The organism is uncultured Microbacterium sp. (assembly GCF_947489255.1).
In the GTDB taxonomy this organism is placed as follows: Bacteria; Actinomycetota; Actinomycetes; order Actinomycetales; family Microbacteriaceae; genus Microbacterium; species Microbacterium phycohabitans.
On record NZ_CANLCY010000005.1, the window covers coordinates 436185 to 451586 of the forward strand.

Genomic DNA, 15402 nt, shown 5'->3' on the forward strand with positions numbered 1-15402 from the left:
AGGAGTCAGTCTAGCACGGCGTGTCGGCTTGACCCTTCCGCCCGCGAGCCGACCGAGGCCCCGGACCCAGGTCCCTGAGCCTGTCGAAGGGACCGGACCCCACGACAACCGCTGGCTTCGACAGGCTCAGCCACCTCCCGCGGCCGCGTCGGCCGCGCCGCGTCCCCACCGGAACGGCGAGACCGTGGCATCCCCCTCGATCCAGAAGCGCCAGGGGAAGGCGGCGGTGCCGGCGATGCCGGCCACGCCCACGCGTGGCCCGGTCGCCACGACCGCGGGCGGACTCTCCGGCAGGTACAGCCGCGCCCTCGCCCCCGCGCGCTCCTCGCCCGTGACCGCGTCGATGCCGTCGTGGACGGGATGCCGCAGGCCCACGGCGTCGCCGAGGCGCCCGGGGCCGCGCGCGAGATCGCGGGCCACCCGCACCGCACCGCGGCGTTCGAGGCGGCGTCGCTCGGCGATGTCGGCGCCCTCGACGATCTCGCCGCCGCGCAGCAGCACTCCCCCGGCCACACCGTCGGGCCCGCACACCACGTTGACGCACGAATGGATGCCGTGACTCAGGTAGACGTACAGGTGACCGGGCTCGCCCCACATCGTGGCGTTGCGCGCGGTGGGCCCCATCCGCGCGTGAGAGCCCGGATCGGGTCGGTCGCCCGTCCCGAGGCCGTGGTAGGCCTCCACCTCGGTGAGACGCACGACGACCCGCTCGCCCGCGACGACGGTCTCCAGTCGGGCGCCGAGCAGCCGGGGCGCGACCTCGGCCGGGAGACCGGCGAGGTCGGCGCGGGTCGCAGCCCGCGTCACTGCGGCGGGACCTGGCACCACGAGAGATCGAAGCCCTGCAGCGCCACGACCTCCTGGCCGGTGTCGACCTCGACCAGGTGCGTGAGAAGGCGCTGCGGGAGCGGCAGCTGGTAGCGGTCGAAGGGGTTGTCGACTGCCCGGGGCGCGATGAGGACTGCGGCGTAACGCCCGCTCGGCGAGACGCACGTCTGCAGCACCGTGTCGGTCCCCGGCACGTTCAGCAGCTGCCGGACAGCTCCGTCGGTGTCGACGTGCGCGACGATCGTCGAGCGCGAGACCCCGTCGGAGCTGATGTCGGCGAAGGAGCGGATGGTCCCGGCACCCGTCCCCGGAACGGGCGTGGCCCGCCCCGCGAGACCCGGCGGATCGACCGGCTCGACCAGGCCCTGTTCCGACCCGTCGGTGAGGTTGATCTCGCGAATGCCCTCGAGGCGTTCGACGACCGCGACCGACGATCCGCGCGCGATGCCGTCGATCGACACGGCGCTGCCCAGAGGGGCCGCGTTGCCACCCTGCGCATCGGTGAGCAGGAGCCGCGAGTCGAAGGTGAGCACGAGCATGCTGTCGGTGTCGGGCACGAACCGGTAGTCGGCGATGCGCACGTCGCCGCCGTTCAGGCCCACCTCGGTGGGCGGAGAGTCATCGGCGGCCGACGCCGTGAACAGGCGGCTCTCGCGTCCGCCGGCGGCCCCCAGGTCGGCATCCGAGAAGGTGAAGCCGATGCGCTCCCCCCGGTCGGCCGACTGCAGATTCGTGACGAACCCCGGCCCCGGAAGGGCGATGTCGCGCTCGTTCTTCCCGTCCGGATCGGTCACGATCACGCGAGCGGTGTCGCCGTCTCGCACCGAGATCACGAGGTGGTTCGCGGTGGCGCGGAAATCCTCGATGTGCGGGTGGACGAAGACGGGCAGCCCGGCCTCGCCCTGGAGGTCGGTGCGGAAGATCGTGTCGCCCTCGGGCGTGCCGCGCTGCATGAGGTAGGCCTGCAACGGCGGCGTGCGGAAGGTCTCGGTGAGGGTCGACGAGGGCCCCGCGCCCAGGCCGTTCACCCCGCTGACGGTGATGCGGTAGTCGGTGTCGTCGCGCAGCGGAAGCGTGAAGCGCACGCCGACGCTGCGACCCGAGGTGTCGACGGTGAAAGGTGTAGCCGGCTCGACCTCGACCTGCGAGGGGTCGACCGTCTCGAGCGACTGGGTCGTGGTGAGGATGACGCGCGAGCCCGAGGCGGCGACCGCGGCCGCCGGGTCCACCTGCACGTCGGTGACGCGCGGACCCTGCGCGACGGCGACGATCCCGCCCACGCCACCGATGACGACGAGGCCGACGAGCACCGCCGCGAAGGCGACGGCGAAACCACGCCCACGGCGCTTGCGGGCGCGCGAGCGGCGGGACTCCCCCGCGCGTCGGGAGTCAGTACTCATACGGGTCCGCCGGCTCGTCGATCGCCGACACCTCGTCGGCGTGCACCTCGAGCTTGCCGTCTCCACTGGAGCGCACCGTGCCGGACACGGTGACCCACTGACCCGTCGACGGCGCGTCGGCGGAGGCCGCGATGGGCAGGCGAGCCGTCTGCGCGTCGATGACGCAGTGCGTGATCACGAGACGCGTGAGGTCGAAGCTCGCGCCGTCGCTGCCCGGGGTGATGAAGCCGGTGAGGGTCACCGGCTTGCCGTCGAAGGTCTCGGGGTTCGTCGCGTGCGCGAACACGGCCGACCAGTCGCCGATGCCGAATTTCGAGGTGTCGCCCGAGGCGGCGAGGGTCACCACGTCGGAACCGGCGAACAGAGGCGGGGCTCCCACGTCGCGCGAGACGGCGAGCTCGGTCGACAGCGACGCCGCCGGCGTCAGCAGCACCGCGATGACGGCGCCCGAGGCGAGCACCCCGCCGGTGAAGGCGGCGATGCCGCCGGGGGTCAGCCGGGGACGCGCGGCGAGGTGGTCGTGGGCCGCGTGATCGTGCTCGTCGAGCGGGTCGCTGTGCTCGTGGTCGGCGTGGGCGAAGGCCTCCCGCCGCGCGGTCGCGGCGGCCGGGGCGTGCCCGTGCTCGTGGTCGTGGCCGTGATCGGCCTCGGCGCCCAGCGGCAGAGCGAACGAGGCGATCGCGCCCACGAGAGCCACGATCGACATCCCGACGGCGAACCACGCCGAATCCGGGTTGATGTACAGCGACATCCGCCCGGTCGCCCACAGCGTGATCGTGGTGATCGAGAGGCAGACCGTCAGCCCGACGCCGAGCCAACGGGTCGCGAGCGCACCGGTTCTAGACAAGGAGGTTCACCACCGTTCCCAGCGCGAAGGCGAAGAGCACGACCACCACCGTCATCCCCGCGAGCACGCGGGTGGTGAAGGTCGTGCGCAGCAGGGCCATCATCTTCAGGTCGATGATCGGGCCGACCACCAGGAAGGCCACGATCGATCCGGGCGTGAAGGTGGAGGCGAAGGAGAGCGCGAAGAACGCGTCGACGTTCGAGCACAGCGACACCACGATCGCGAGCACCATCATCGCCGCGATCGACAGGGCTGGGTCGGAGCCGATCGCCAGCAAGGCGCTGCGCGGGACGAGCACCTGCACCGCGCCCGCGAGGAGCGAGCCGATGATGAGCGCCGGCATGACCGAGCGCAGCTCCACGACGAACTGCGCGAGCGTGCGGCGACCGCGGTTGCCGCGCTCCTGCACGACGATCTCGCACGTCTCGAGGAACCGCTCCGTGAGCAGCTTGTCCTGATCCGGATGCCGGCTGTAGAGCCACCCGATGAGGTTGGCGACGAGGTAGCCGCCGATGAGACGGGCCACGAGGATGCCGTCGCTGAACCCGAACGCGGCGTGCGTGGAGATGATCACGATCGGGTTCACGATCGGCGCCGCGACGAGGAAGGTGAGGGTGTCGCTCACGCCGAACCCGCGCATGAGCAGCCCGCGCGCGAAGGGCACGTTTCCGCACTCGCAGACCGGGATGAACATGCCCAGCAGCGACAGCACCGCCCGGCGCGCCCAGGGAGCCCGCGGCATCCATCTCTCGATCGCACCCGGCGGCACCCACACCTGCACGATGATCGAGAGCACCACGCCGAGGATGACGAACGGCAGAGACTCGATCAGCACGCTGAGCGCGAGGGTCAGGCCGTCCTGCGCGCGGGTGGGCAGGGGCTGCGAGAAGAAGGTGGGCGCGAGCGCATCGACGAGGAACAGCGCGGTGACCACGACGACACCCAGGCCGAGCGCGACGAGGGTGCGGGAGGCGCCCGAGCGAGGGGTGTCGGAACGCCGGCGCGTGGGCGGCGCGGTGCGGCTACTCGTCGCCACGCTCACGAGCCCGGGCGCGGGCGCAGTCGGTGCAGATGCCGAAGATGTCGACGACGTGCTCGGCCTCGCTGAAGCCGTGCTGGGCGGCGGTGCGCTGCGCCCAGTCCTCGACGTCGGTCGCCGCGATCTCGACGGCCTTCCCGCAGGAGCGGCAGATGAGGTGGTGGTGGTGACCGCGGGTCTCGCACGCGCGGAAGAGATTCTCGCCGTCGGGGCTCTGCAGCGAGTCTGCGTCACCGCGGGCGGCCAGGCCCGCGAGCGTGCGGTAGACCGTGGCCAGGCCGATGCCGGTGTTCTCGTCGCGCAGCGTCGCGTGCAGCGACTGCGCACTGACGAAGCCGCCGGCGCCGGAGAGGGCTTCGCGCACGCGTTCGCGCTGCCACGTGTTGCGCTGGACCATGCCGGCGAGTCTAGCGAGGGGTCCGGTGAATCGGCTGGGCGTTACAGCGCGCGGGTGGTGCGGTCGCGGCGGGCGCCGATCACGCGGCACATCAGGTAGATCGCGAACGAGATGGTGGTGATGTACGGGCTCACCGGCAGCGTGCCCGCGACGGCGAGCAGCACGCCGCCGACCGCGGAGACGAACCCGAACAGCGCCGCGAGCAGCGGCACCGACAGGGGCCCGGATGCCACCCGCATGGCCGCCGCGGCAGGGGTGACCAGCAGCGCCATCACGAGCAGGGCGCCGATGATGTGCACCGCGACCGCCACGATCAGCCCCAGCAGCAGCATGAACGCGAGCGAGACCGCCGTGGTGGGCACGCCGCGCGCGGCGGCCGACTGCGGGTCGAGCGAGTCGAAGCGCAGCGGGCGCCAGATCAGCAGCAGGGCCACGAGCACCGCGACGCCGATGACGACCAGCCACCCGAGCTGCCCGCTCTGCACCGACACGATCTGGCCGGTCAGCAGGCTGAAACGGGTGGCGCTGCGCCCGTTGTAGAGCGACAGGCACAGGATGCCGACACCCAGGCCGAACGGCATGAGCACGCCGATGATCGAGTTGCGGTCGCGCGCGCGGGCGCCGAGCAGGCCGATGAGGGCCGCCGCGATGAGCGACCCGACGATCGAGCCCGAGACGACGTCGACGCCGATGAGGAGCGCCACCGCCGCACCCGCGAACGACAGCTCGCTGATGCCGTGCACGGCGAAGGCCATGTCGCGCTGCATGACGAACACGCCGATCAGCCCGCCCACGAGGCCCAGCACGGCACCGGCGTAGACGGAGTTCTGCACGAGCTCGAGGATCGCGCCGTACTGGCTCACCCCGCCGAAGAGGGCGTCACCGACGTCGGACCAGGTCATGCGTCGTCCTCGTCGTGGTGATGGTGGTGGGCCTCGTCGGCATCCGGGGCTCCGACGACGATGAGCTGGTCGCCCGCCCGCACCACGTAGACCGGGGCGCCGTAGAGCGCACTCAGCGTCTCGGTCGTGAGCACCTCGTCGGGGGTTCCGAGGGTGAAGCGCCCGTGGGCGATGTACAGGATGCGATCGACGCGCGAGAGCACCGGGTTGATGTCATGGGTGACCAGCAGCACCGCGGCGTCGCGCTCGCGGCGGTGGCGGTCGATGAGGCGCACGACGGCCTGCTGGTTGGCGAGGTCGAGACTCGTCAGCGGTTCGTCGCACAGCAGCAGGGCGGGGTCGTCGGCGAGGGCCTGGCCTACGCGCAGCCGCTGCTGCTCGCCGCCCGAGAGGAGTCCCACGGGGCGATCGGCGAACGCCGTCGCGCCGACGGCCTCGAGCAGCTCGTCGATGCGTGCCCGGTCCTTCTTGCGCGAGAGCGGGAGGCCGAGGCGGTGTCCGTCGACGCCGAGGCCGACGATGTCGCGCCCGCGCAGCGGCGTCTCGCGCGGGAGGGGGCGCTGCTGGGGGATGTAGCCGATGCGACGGTTGCCGGCCCGGCGCACGGGGGCGCCGAGCGCCTCGATCGAACCGGCGCTGAGGCGCTCGAGCCCGAGGATGGCCCGCAGCAGCGTCGTCTTGCCCGAGCCGCTGGGCCCGAGGACCGCGACGAGCTCGCCGGGCTCGACCTCGAGGTCGAGCCCGGCCCACAGCTCACGGCCGCCGCGTTCGAGGGCGGCTCCGTGAATGCGCAGGGGCGCGGCCGCGCTCACGCCGCCAGCGCGTCGGACAGCGCCGAGATGTTGCTCTGCATCCACGAGATGTAAGTCTGACCCTCCGGAAGCGTTTCCGTGAACTCGATCACGGGGATGTTCTTCGCCTTGGCCTCGTCCTCGACCTGGGTGGTCTCGGCTCCGCCGGTCTGCGGGTTGACGATCATGACCGAGATCTGGCCGGAGTCGACGAGCTGGAGGGACTCGAGCAGGGTCGCGGGCGGGACGTCCTGGCCTTCCTCGACGGCCTCGCTGAACTCGTTCGGGGTCGCGTTGTCCAGACCCGCGGCCTCGATGAGGTACACGGGCACCGGCTCGGTCACGAACACCTTCGCCCCGGCGTCCTTCGCCTCGATCTGGGCGAGGGAGTCCTCGAGGCCGGCGATCTGCTGCGTGAACGCGTCGGCGTTGGCCGTGAAGTCCGCGGCGTGGTCGGGGGCGAGCTGACCGAGCTCCTCCGCGATCGCCGCGGTGAGGTCTTCGATCGTGTGCGGGTCGTACCAGACGTGCTCGTTGAAGCCCTCGATGTGGTCGTGGCCGTCGCCCTCGTCGTGCGCGTGGTCGTCGGCGCTCTCGCTCGGCTCGGGGGTCGCGCCGTCGTCGTGCCCCTCGGCACCGGGGTAGTCGTGGTTGTACTCGACCGCGGTGAGCACGGGGGCGGTCGTGCCGCTGGCCTCGATGAGCGACTCCATGAAGGCGTCGTAGCCCGCGCCGTTCTCGATCACGAGCCCCGCGTTCTTGAGGATCAGCTGATCCTGGGCGCTGGCCTCGTACTCGTGGGGGTCCTGCGAGGGCGAGGTGATGATCGACTGCACGTCGACGAAGTCGCCGCCGACGGCCTCGGCGATCGAGCCGTAGACATCGGTGGATGCCACGACGGTGACCTTGCCGCCGGAGTCGGCGGTCGAGCCGGTCGAGGTCGTGGTGCCGGCGCAACCGGCGAGGGCGAGGACGGAGGCGGCCCCGAGGACGACGGGGGCGAGAAGGCGACGGGTCATGCGGACATCGTATCGCTGCTGATAATCGTTCTCAAAATCAGAACCGCCGCGCGGACCCTCCCGCGAGCCGACGCTCGAGCCGGGCACTACGAGGCGCGTCCAGGCACCGGAAAGCCGAACACCCCGGCATCCGCTCATCGAACGGTCGCCGGACGAGGTCGGGGTCAGCCCCCGACCGCTGCCCGTCGTCGGCCGCGCCAGGCCTTCCACGCACCGGTCGACCAGAGCGCCCAGAGCACGAGCAGGGGCTGGAAGAGCAGACGGATGCCGCGGGCGAGGTCGGTGTCGAGGCCGAACGCGTCGGTGCCCCGGACGAACTGCTCGATGTTGCCCGGGAAGATCGCGACGAAGAAGGCCGCGACGATCCAGCCGACGGCGACGCGCCAGCGACCGAGGACGAGCAGCGCGAGTCCCAGCAGGATCTCCACGACCCCGGATGCCACGACCGTGACGTCGACCGGGAGCGGCAGCCACGACGGCACCTGAGCGACGAAGTCGTCGCGCGCGAACGTGAGGTGCGCGGTACCGGTGAACACGAGCGCGGCCCCGAGCAGCCAGCGGGCGAGGGTGCGCGGGAGGCTCATCCTCCGAGGATAGGCGGGTCGCCCCCTCCGTCGAGTGTCCAAGAAACGCCGTGTGCACACCGGCGGCGACGGCGCGTCTCGGACACTCAACAGGGAGGGCGACCCGGGAACGGGTCAGCGCCGCAGGATGCGCTGGGCGAGGGTGTTGCCGAGCAGCTGGCCGGCCTGCACGATCACGACGATGATCGCCACGGTCACCCACGTCGCCTGCTGGTTGAACTGCTGATAGCCGTAGATGATCGCGAAGTTACCGAGGCCGCCGCCACCGATGTACCCCGCCATCGCCGACATGTCGACGACCGCGATGAACATGAACGTGTAGCCGAGGATGAGCGGCGCGAGCGCCTCGGGGATGACGACCCCGAACAGCACGCCGATGCGACGCGCCCCCACGGCGCGGGCCGCCTCGACGGTGCCGGGGTCGACGGCGACGAGGTTCTGCTCGACGACGCGGGCGATCACGACGGTGGCCATGATCGTGATCGGCACGATCGCGGCATCCGTCCCCAGGGTCGTCCCCGTCACCGCGCGGGTGACCGGGGCCACGGCGGTGAGGAAGATGATGAACGGGATCGGCCGGATGACGTTGATCACGAGGTTCGCGACGAAGAAGACGACGCGGTTCTCGAAGAGGTTGCCGGGCCGGGTGGCGTACAGCAGCGCGCCGATGGCGAGTCCCGCGACGCCCGCGATGAGCAGCGACACCGCCACCATGTAGACGGTCTCGCCGATGGACTGCAGCAGCACCGGGGTGAGGGTGTCCCACTTGTTCACGAGCGCACCTTCGCCGCGGGAACGACGACGTCGGTGTGCGCGCGCAGCTCGGCGACGATCGGGGCTAGATCCTCGGCGTGCACACGATAGGTGAGGGTGCCGAGCTGCTTGCCGAGCACGTCGGTCACCCCGCCGTAGACCACGGAGTGCCGCGCCCCGTGGCGGTGGAACACCGCCGAGACGTCTTCGCTCGAGAACTCGTTGACCTCGACGCTGACGAGGTCGCCACCGCCCGCGGCGAGCGCCGACAGCGCCTCGCCCGAGGGCACGCCCTGCGTCACCGCGGCGACGAAGCGCTTGGTGAGCTCGGCGCGCGGGTGAGCGAACACGCGGTACGTGTCGCCGCTGTCGACCACGCGGCCGCCGTCCATCACGATGACCTGGTCGCACAGCTCGTGCACGATCGAGATCTGGTGCGTGATGACGACGATCGTGATGCCCAGGCGCCGGTTGATCTCGCGGAGCAGGTCGAGCACCTCGGCCGTGGTCTGCGGGTCGAGGGCGCTCGTGGCCTCGTCGGCGAGCAGGATGCGGGGGTCGGTCGCGATCGCGCGCGCGATCCCGACGCGCTGCTTCTGGCCTCCCGAGAGGCGCCGGGGGTACTGCTTCGCCTTGTCGCCGATGCCGACGAAGTCGAGCAGCTCCGCGACGCGCTTGTCGCGGTCGGCCTTCTTCCACCCCGCGACCTTGAGCGGGTACGCGACGTTGGCCGCGACCGTGCGCGAGGTGAACAGGTTGAACTGCTGGAAGATCATGCCCACGCGGCGGCGGAGATCGCGCAGCGCCGACTCGCTGGCATCCCCCACGTTCACGCCGAGCACCTCGACGGTGCCCGAGGTCGGCTTCTCGAGGCCGTTCAGCAGGCGCACCAGCGTCGACTTGCCGGCGCCCGAGTACCCGATGACCCCCACGATCGAGCCCTCCTCCACGCTCACCGTGACGTCGTCGACGGCGGTCGTGGAGGAGCGACGATCGGTGCGGAAGTCCTTGGTGACGCCCCGCAGCTCGATGACCGCGGTCATCCGTTCTGGGCCTTGAGGGCGTCTTCGAGGCTCGTCAGCTCGTCCTGCAGCTGCGCGCCGGTCCACTCGGTCTTGAACTGCAGGTTGCCCTGGTTGAGCTCGGTGACCGCGGCTTCGACCTCGGGCGAGTGATAGGCGGCCACGAGCTTCTCCCAGCGCGGGTCGTCCTTCTTGTCGTCGCGGGTGACGAAGGCGTTGATGTAGGGCGCGAGCTGCGGGTTGTTCAGGTCTTCCTTGAAGATGATGAGCTCGTCGCCGAGCCCGCCCTTCTGCGCCTGCGTGTTGTTGACGATCGCGGCCTGGGCGCTGCCGTCCTTGAGCGCGGTGACCGTCTGGTTGGTGTCGACCGGGAGCAGCTCGACCTTCGAGGTCTCGATGTCGGCGGGGGTCGACAGGGCGGTACCGCCGTCCTTGAGCGTGAGCAGACCCGCCTTCTGGAGGTTGAGCAGGCCGCGAGCGAGGTTGGTCGGGTTGTTGGGGATCGCGATCTTCGCGCCCTCGGGCAGGTCCTTCACGTCGGTGTACTGCTCGGAGTAGAGGGCGAGCGGGTAGACCGCGGTCGCGCCGACCGGCACGAGCGAGCCGTTGTTCTCGACGTTGAACTGCGAGAGGTAGATGAGGTGCTGGAAGAGGTTCACGTCGAGCTCGCCGTCCTGCACGCCCTGGTTGAGCTGGACGCCGTCGTTGATCGTGCGCACCTCGAGATCGATGCCCTCGTCGGCCAGCTTCTGCTTCAGCACCGTCCAGTGCGCCTCGTTGCCGTCGTCGGCGCCGAGGACGATGCGCGAGGAGTCGTCGGAGGATGCCGCTCCCCCGGCGCACCCGGTGAGGGCGAGGAGGAGGGCTGCGGTGGAGGCGCCGAGGATCGTGGCCAGGCGCGGGGTGCGGTGCGAAGTCATGACACCACGTCAACATGCGCGCGCGCGAGGCTCAAACCGGGCCGTTACGGCCGGTAACCGGTCGTCATACGGCGTCATCGATTCGACGGATCGCCCGCTCGATGGCATCCCGGGGTGGGCGCGTATGCGCGTCAGCCCCTCCGCCCCGCGTGGGAAGCGGAGGGGCTGACGCGACCGATCACGGGCCGGTGAGGACCGCCCCGTCCACCCACGCCTGAGCCGCGCCGCTGTTCTTGTAGAAGTACAGCAGCGCAGACGTCGACGACGCCCCCGTGGTGAAGGTGACCGAGGCCTGCTTCCAGCGACTCGTGGTCACCGGCGACGAGACCTCGGCGCCTCCGAAGTTCTTCGCCCCGAGGTACACCGGCTCACCGGCCGCCGACTTCGCGAAGCCGCTGAAGGTGTAGGTCGTGTTCGGCGTCAGCCCCGAGACGACCTGGTACACGCCCTTGCCCGCACCGGTGAAGGTCGCGGCGTAGCGGCCGTCGTAGACGTTCGTCGCGGTCACGGATGCCGCACCCTCGATCGACCAGGAGCTCAGGTCGCCGCTTTCGAAACCCGGGTTCAGGACGCTGGCGTTCGTGAGTTCCAGCTCCGCGAGCTGCAGGCGGTACACCTGCGACGTGCCCTCGGTCACGGGCTGGCCCTGCTTCGTGGCGGTCAGGCGTACGTAGCGGTAGGACGCCTTGCCGGTGGAGAACACCTGGGGTCCCGCCACCTTCTGGCCGGCCTTGTACCCGGTCTTGCTCACCAGCGACGTCCACGTCGTGCCGTCGTTGGAGCCCGCGAGCGTGAAGTCCACCGGGAAGCTCGAGCCGTCGGCATCCTGATCGTCTCGCGGCCAGAGGGTCGCGGTGTCGAACGCCTTGGCGCTTCCGAGGTCCAGCTGCACCCACTGCGTCGCCTGCGCCGTCGAGGTGGCGTCCGAGGTGAAGCCCTGCGAGATCCCGCCGGTGTCGGAGGCGTTGTAGGTGTGACGACGCCCGTCGACGAGCTTCGCCCCGCCCCAGCCGCCGCCGGTGTAGCTGGTCGAGCTGGTCACGGTGCTCGCCCGCGCGACGTTGGTCGACGACGACGGCGTGCTCAGCGAGACCGCACCCGCGGCCTTCGTCGAGGGAGCGAGCACGAACAGCGACACGGACTTCGCGGGCATGCTCACCTGCGACGACCAGGTGGATGCCGGGGCCGAGACGTTCACGCTGGAGGGGCGCAGCAGCTCGTTGGGGCCCGTCGTGCGGTTGCGCGTTCCCGCGGACCAGTCTGCGTAGTAGTTGCCTGACGTGGCGGTGACGTCGTAGCGGGTGACCGAGAAGGTCGACGACCCGAAGGGCAGCGAGCTTGCCGAGAGCGACACGGTGGAGGCGTCGGACCCGTCGTTCCACGCGAGGAACGCGGTCGTCTTGCTCGCGGTGTCACCAGTGGCGATCGCGCCCACGGAACGGTCGGTGGGCGCTCCCGAGGTGGTCGAGGTCAGCACCGTCGAGGGCATGAGGTCGACCATCTCGAACACGTTGCCGACGGCCTTGCGGTGCCCTTCCACGGTGAGCAGGCCGAGGTCGGTGGAGAAGTCCGCCGTGGGGTTCCACCCCTCGACCGGACTGAAGAAGAACACCCCGTTCAGGGTCGGCTGCAGCAACGCCGACGTGAGGCGGCGCGCCGTGTAGGACGCGAGCACGTTCGTGTCCGCGTCGCCACCGGGCGTCGAGCCGAAGGCGGCCGTGGTGTGCCACTCGGTGATGTACTGCTTCTTCGCGGGGATCTTGCGCGAGGAGAGCATCGAGGCCACCGTCGCCGACTCCGAGAAGTCGGTGCCGCCGTAGTCGTGCCAGCTGACGAAGTCGAAGGGCACGCTGGGGTTGGCCGCGATGTAGTCCAGGAACGACCCCATGATCGACGCGTTGATGTCATATACCGCGGGACCGCCGATCTGCGCGGTGGAGTCGGTGTCTTTCACGGCCTTCGCCGAGGCCGCGTACAGGTCGTTGAAGGCCGACGCCCCCGACTTCCAGAACGAGAAGTCCGGCTCGTTCCACACCTCCCAGTTGAGCCCGGTGTGGCCCAGGTCGGCGTAGTGCTTCACGGTCGTCGAGACGACCGTCGACCAGTCGGTGAGGCTGGAGGGAGCGGTGAACTTGTCCTTCGCCAGCGCCCCGGGCATGTAGCTGAGGGTGAACCAGGGCACCATGCCCTGATCGAACAGCGGCAGGACCACGGAGTCCAACTTGGTGAAGTCGAAGGTCAACGCTCCCGCCGCGTTGCGCGAGACGAGCCCGTAGAAATCGTCGTCGAAGATGTGGTCGATGCGAACCGACCGCAGGCCGGTGGAGTTGACCTGCCCGAGCGTCTCGGGCAGCAGATGGAGGTTCTTCGTGACGGCGTAGCCGCCCTGAGAACCGTTGAGCAGTCGTGCATCGTCGAGCTGCTGCCCCGCATCGGTGCCGTACGTCGCGCTGAACGTGACGGAGCTGGCCGCCACCGCCGGCGGCGCGGACCCCCCGGCCAGCACCAGGGCACCGATCACGACCCCGACGGCCGCGTTTCTTCTGATGGACACGGATTTCTCCTCTTCATCGAGAGACCGGCGGCGTCGTCGCCGCCGGGGTCGTGGCAGGTCGACCGCCGTCACGGTCGACCTGCCACGGTGATCACACCGCGACGGTCGGTGCGAACTCTGCGGAGAGCCGGTGCACACCGGCTCCGATTTCGGCGTCGACCTCGCCCAGCCGCACCTCGGCCACGACGCCCGGGGGCACCGTCACCTCGAGATGCACGGTGGCACCCTCGCGACGCCAGGCGACGGCGATGCGGCCGTGAACGCTGTCGTACGACGTCGATGCGTCGTCGATGCCGTCGATGGGCCGCGGCGCGACGCGCACGCGGGAGTACCCCGGCTCCAGCGGAGCCAGCCCCGCCAGCTCCCGGTGCATCCAGTCGGCCACCGCCCCCAGGGCGTAGTGATTGAACGACGTCATCTCGCCGGGGTTGATCGTTCCGTTCGGCAGCATCGAGTCCCAGCGCTCCCAGATGGTGGTCGCGCCCATGGTCACGGGGTAGAGCCACGACGGGCATTCGCGCTGGAGCAGCAGTCGTCCGGCGGTGTCGAGGTGGCCGGTGCCGCTCAGCGCGTCGAGGACGTAGGGCGTGCCCGCGAAACCGGTGGAGATGCGGTGCCCCGACGCCTCGACGAGCTCCGCGAGACGGTCTCCGGCCCACGAGCGCTCCTCGTCGTCGAGCAGCCCGAAGGCGATGGCGAGCGCGTACGAGGTCTCGCAGTGGTTGCGCAGCCGCTGCTCGCCGGGGTCGACGTAGGCCTCGCGGAAGGCGCGTCGCGTGGCGTCGCGGAGGTGCTCGAGCTCGCTGCGGACGTCCCACCGGCCCAGCACCTCCACGACGCGCACGGCGAGGTCGGCGGAGCGGTACAGGCACGCGGTGGCCACCAGTCCCCGGTCGGCCTTGGCCGCGGCGGGGTCCTCGGGCGGCGCATCGGGGTCGAGCCAGTCTCCGAACTGGAACCCGCGGTCCCACAGACCGCTCTCCGACACCAGCGACGAGACGTGGCGGAGGTGCGACAGCATCCCCTCGACGTTCTCGGAGAGCACGCGGACGTCACCGGATGCCATCCACACGGCCCACGGGACCCAGACGATCGCGTCGCTCCACACCGCCGTCGAGTCGACCGGGGTGATGTCCTGCGGCACCCCCACGTACTTCAGCACGTCGGGCACGACGTACGGCACCACTCCCCCCTGGTGCTGCTGCTCGACGGACACGTCGCGCAGCCAGTCCCGCAGGAAGTCGTCGACGTCGAACAGGTACGCACTGGTGGGCGCGAAGACCGCGATGTCACCGGTCCACCCGAGACGTTCGTCGCGCTGGGGGCAGTCGGTGGGGAGGTCGACGAAGTTGCCCAGCGTGCTGTTGACGACGTTCTCGTGCAGCTGGTTCAGCAGCGGGTCGGAACTCGAGAACGTGCCGGTGCGCCGCAGGCGCGAACTGATCCGCACCGCTTCGAGCCCGCCCCGACGCACGGCATCCAGCCCTCCGGGCCACCCGTCGACCTCGACGTAGCGGAAGCCGTGGAAGGTGAAGCGGGGTTCGAAGACGTCCGCGCTCCCGGAGAGGACGAACCGATCGGTCGCACGCGCCGAGCGCAGCGGGCGGATGCCGATCTCGCCCCGCTCGAGAACCTCGGCGTGACGCAGGGTCACCGTGCTCCCCGCCGGACCGGCGACCTCGGCGCGGACCCACCCGACGAGGTTCTCGCCGAAGTCGACGATCACCCGGCCCGCGGGCGAGAGCCACGCGTCTCGGACCGGGAGGGTCTCGACGGGCGCGACGGAGGGCCCGATGTACGGCTCGAAGTGGACGGAAGGGGCGTCGATCACCTCGACCTCCGCCGCGACGGGCGCAGCGCCGCGGCGGCGAGCGTCGATGGTCTGGCCGTGATACAGATCGTCCTTCACGGTGTCGGCGGCGTGCACCGACCACGATGCGTCGCTCGCCCAGACCTGCTTGTGGCCATCGGTGAAGACGAGGTCGACCTCGGCGATCGCCGCGAGGCGGTCGCCGTAGACGCCGGTCGCCCCCATCCAGGTCAGGCTCCCGCGGTACCACCCGTTGCCGAGCGTGAGTTCGAGCGTCGATTCGGCCTCGACGAGCGCGGTGACGTCGGTCTCGGCGACCCGCACGCGCCATTCATAGCTCGACCAGCCGGGGGTCAGCAGGTCGTCGGAGACGCGGGCGCCGTTGAGGGCGGCCTCCACGATGCCGAGTGCGGAGTACCGCAGGGTGGCCCGGACGAGCGCGCCGTGACCGGGGTCGAGGGCGAAACGGCCCACCAGGGTGGGGGCGCCGTCCACGGGGGTGGCAGGCGAGATGAGTCGAGCGGTCGTGAACATGA

14 protein-coding genes are annotated in these 15402 nt (G+C 70.6%); all 14 read right to left on the reverse strand.

What is annotated here, in order from left to right; translation table 11 throughout:
• Positions 1–126: 126 nt before the first annotated feature.
• The 14 genes from Q0818_RS15360 to Q0818_RS15425 all read right to left on the reverse strand — a co-directional run bounded on the left by Q0818_RS15360 (position 127) and on the right by Q0818_RS15425 (position 15400).
• Complete coding sequence (locus Q0818_RS15360; protein ID WP_298876826.1) at positions 127–807, reverse strand: DNA-3-methyladenine glycosylase; 681 nt, start codon at positions 805–807, stop codon at positions 127–129.
• Positions 804–2228, reverse strand: a complete 1425-nt coding sequence (locus tag Q0818_RS15365) for a hypothetical protein (protein ID WP_298876831.1) — start codon at positions 2226–2228, stop codon at positions 804–806. Before Q0818_RS15365 ends, Q0818_RS15360 begins: the two co-directional genes overlap by 4 nt.
• Entirely contained in the window at positions 2218–3075 is an 858-nt protein-coding gene (locus tag Q0818_RS15370; protein WP_298876834.1) for a DUF1980 domain-containing protein, read from the reverse strand. The genes Q0818_RS15365 and Q0818_RS15370 overlap by 11 nt, the downstream gene beginning before the upstream one ends.
• Entirely contained in the window at positions 3068–4117 is a 1050-nt protein-coding gene (locus tag Q0818_RS15375; protein ID WP_298876836.1) for a permease, read from the reverse strand. Before Q0818_RS15375 ends, Q0818_RS15370 begins: the two co-directional genes overlap by 8 nt.
• Positions 4098–4511: a Fur family transcriptional regulator gene (locus Q0818_RS15380; RefSeq protein ID WP_298876838.1), complete on the reverse strand. Its 414-nt coding sequence runs from the start codon at positions 4509–4511 to the stop codon at positions 4098–4100. Before Q0818_RS15380 ends, Q0818_RS15375 begins: the two co-directional genes overlap by 20 nt.
• 41 nt (positions 4512–4552) lie before the next feature.
• Entirely contained in the window at positions 4553–5413 is an 861-nt protein-coding gene (locus tag Q0818_RS15385) for a metal ABC transporter permease (RefSeq protein WP_298876841.1), read from the reverse strand.
• Positions 5410–6225 (reverse strand): metal ABC transporter ATP-binding protein, encoded by an 816-nt coding sequence (locus Q0818_RS15390; protein WP_298876844.1) that lies wholly within the window; start codon positions 6223–6225, stop codon positions 5410–5412. Before Q0818_RS15390 ends, Q0818_RS15385 begins: the two co-directional genes overlap by 4 nt.
• Positions 6222–7223, reverse strand: coding sequence for a zinc ABC transporter substrate-binding protein (locus tag Q0818_RS15395; protein ID WP_298876848.1), 1002 nt, complete (start codon positions 7221–7223; stop codon positions 6222–6224). The genes Q0818_RS15390 and Q0818_RS15395 overlap by 4 nt, the downstream gene beginning before the upstream one ends.
• Before the next feature lie 164 nt (positions 7224–7387).
• Complete coding sequence (locus Q0818_RS15400) at positions 7388–7807, reverse strand: hypothetical protein (RefSeq protein WP_298876851.1); 420 nt, start codon at positions 7805–7807, stop codon at positions 7388–7390.
• 114 nt (positions 7808–7921) lie between these two features.
• Complete coding sequence (locus Q0818_RS15405) at positions 7922–8581, reverse strand: methionine ABC transporter permease (RefSeq protein WP_298876854.1); 660 nt, start codon at positions 8579–8581, stop codon at positions 7922–7924.
• The gene (locus Q0818_RS15410; RefSeq protein WP_298876857.1) at positions 8578–9603 is read right to left on the reverse strand and encodes a methionine ABC transporter ATP-binding protein; all 1026 of its coding nucleotides are present in this window, start codon (positions 9601–9603) and stop codon (positions 8578–8580) included. Before Q0818_RS15410 ends, Q0818_RS15405 begins: the two co-directional genes overlap by 4 nt.
• Positions 9600–10502 carry a MetQ/NlpA family ABC transporter substrate-binding protein gene (locus Q0818_RS15415; protein ID WP_298876860.1) on the reverse strand — a complete coding sequence of 301 codons (903 nt, stop codon included), beginning with the start codon at positions 10500–10502 and terminating at the stop codon, positions 9600–9602. The genes Q0818_RS15410 and Q0818_RS15415 overlap by 4 nt, the downstream gene beginning before the upstream one ends.
• A 178-nt stretch (positions 10503–10680) precedes the next feature.
• Positions 10681–13056 (reverse strand): carbohydrate binding domain-containing protein, encoded by a 2376-nt coding sequence (locus tag Q0818_RS15420; protein ID WP_298876864.1) that lies wholly within the window; start codon positions 13054–13056, stop codon positions 10681–10683.
• Positions 13057–13147: 91 nt separating this feature from the next.
• Positions 13148–15400, reverse strand: coding sequence for an alpha-L-rhamnosidase (locus Q0818_RS15425; protein ID WP_298876869.1), 2253 nt, complete (start codon positions 15398–15400; stop codon positions 13148–13150).
• Positions 15401–15402 lie beyond the last annotated feature (2 nt).

Coding starts and splice junctions, on each gene's coding strand:
- Q0818_RS15365 (WP_298876831.1), bottom strand. CDS start 2,228: ATGAGTACTGACTCCCGACGCGCGGGGGAGTCCCGCCGCTCGCGCGCC.
- Q0818_RS15400 (WP_298876851.1), bottom strand. CDS start 7,807: ATGAGCCTCCCGCGCACCCTCGCCCGCTGGCTGCTCGGGGCCGCGCTC.
- Q0818_RS15410 (WP_298876857.1), bottom strand. CDS start 9,603: ATGACCGCGGTCATCGAGCTGCGGGGCGTCACCAAGGACTTCCGCACC.
- Q0818_RS15385 (WP_298876841.1), bottom strand. CDS start 5,413: ATGACCTGGTCCGACGTCGGTGACGCCCTCTTCGGCGGGGTGAGCCAG.
- Q0818_RS15395 (WP_298876848.1), bottom strand. CDS start 7,223: ATGACCCGTCGCCTTCTCGCCCCCGTCGTCCTCGGGGCCGCCTCCGTC.
- Q0818_RS15380 (WP_298876838.1), bottom strand. CDS start 4,511: ATGGTCCAGCGCAACACGTGGCAGCGCGAACGCGTGCGCGAAGCCCTC.
- Q0818_RS15425 (WP_298876869.1), bottom strand. CDS start 15,400: ATGTTCACGACCGCTCGACTCATCTCGCCTGCCACCCCCGTGGACGGC.
- Q0818_RS15415 (WP_298876860.1), bottom strand. CDS start 10,502: ATGACTTCGCACCGCACCCCGCGCCTGGCCACGATCCTCGGCGCCTCC.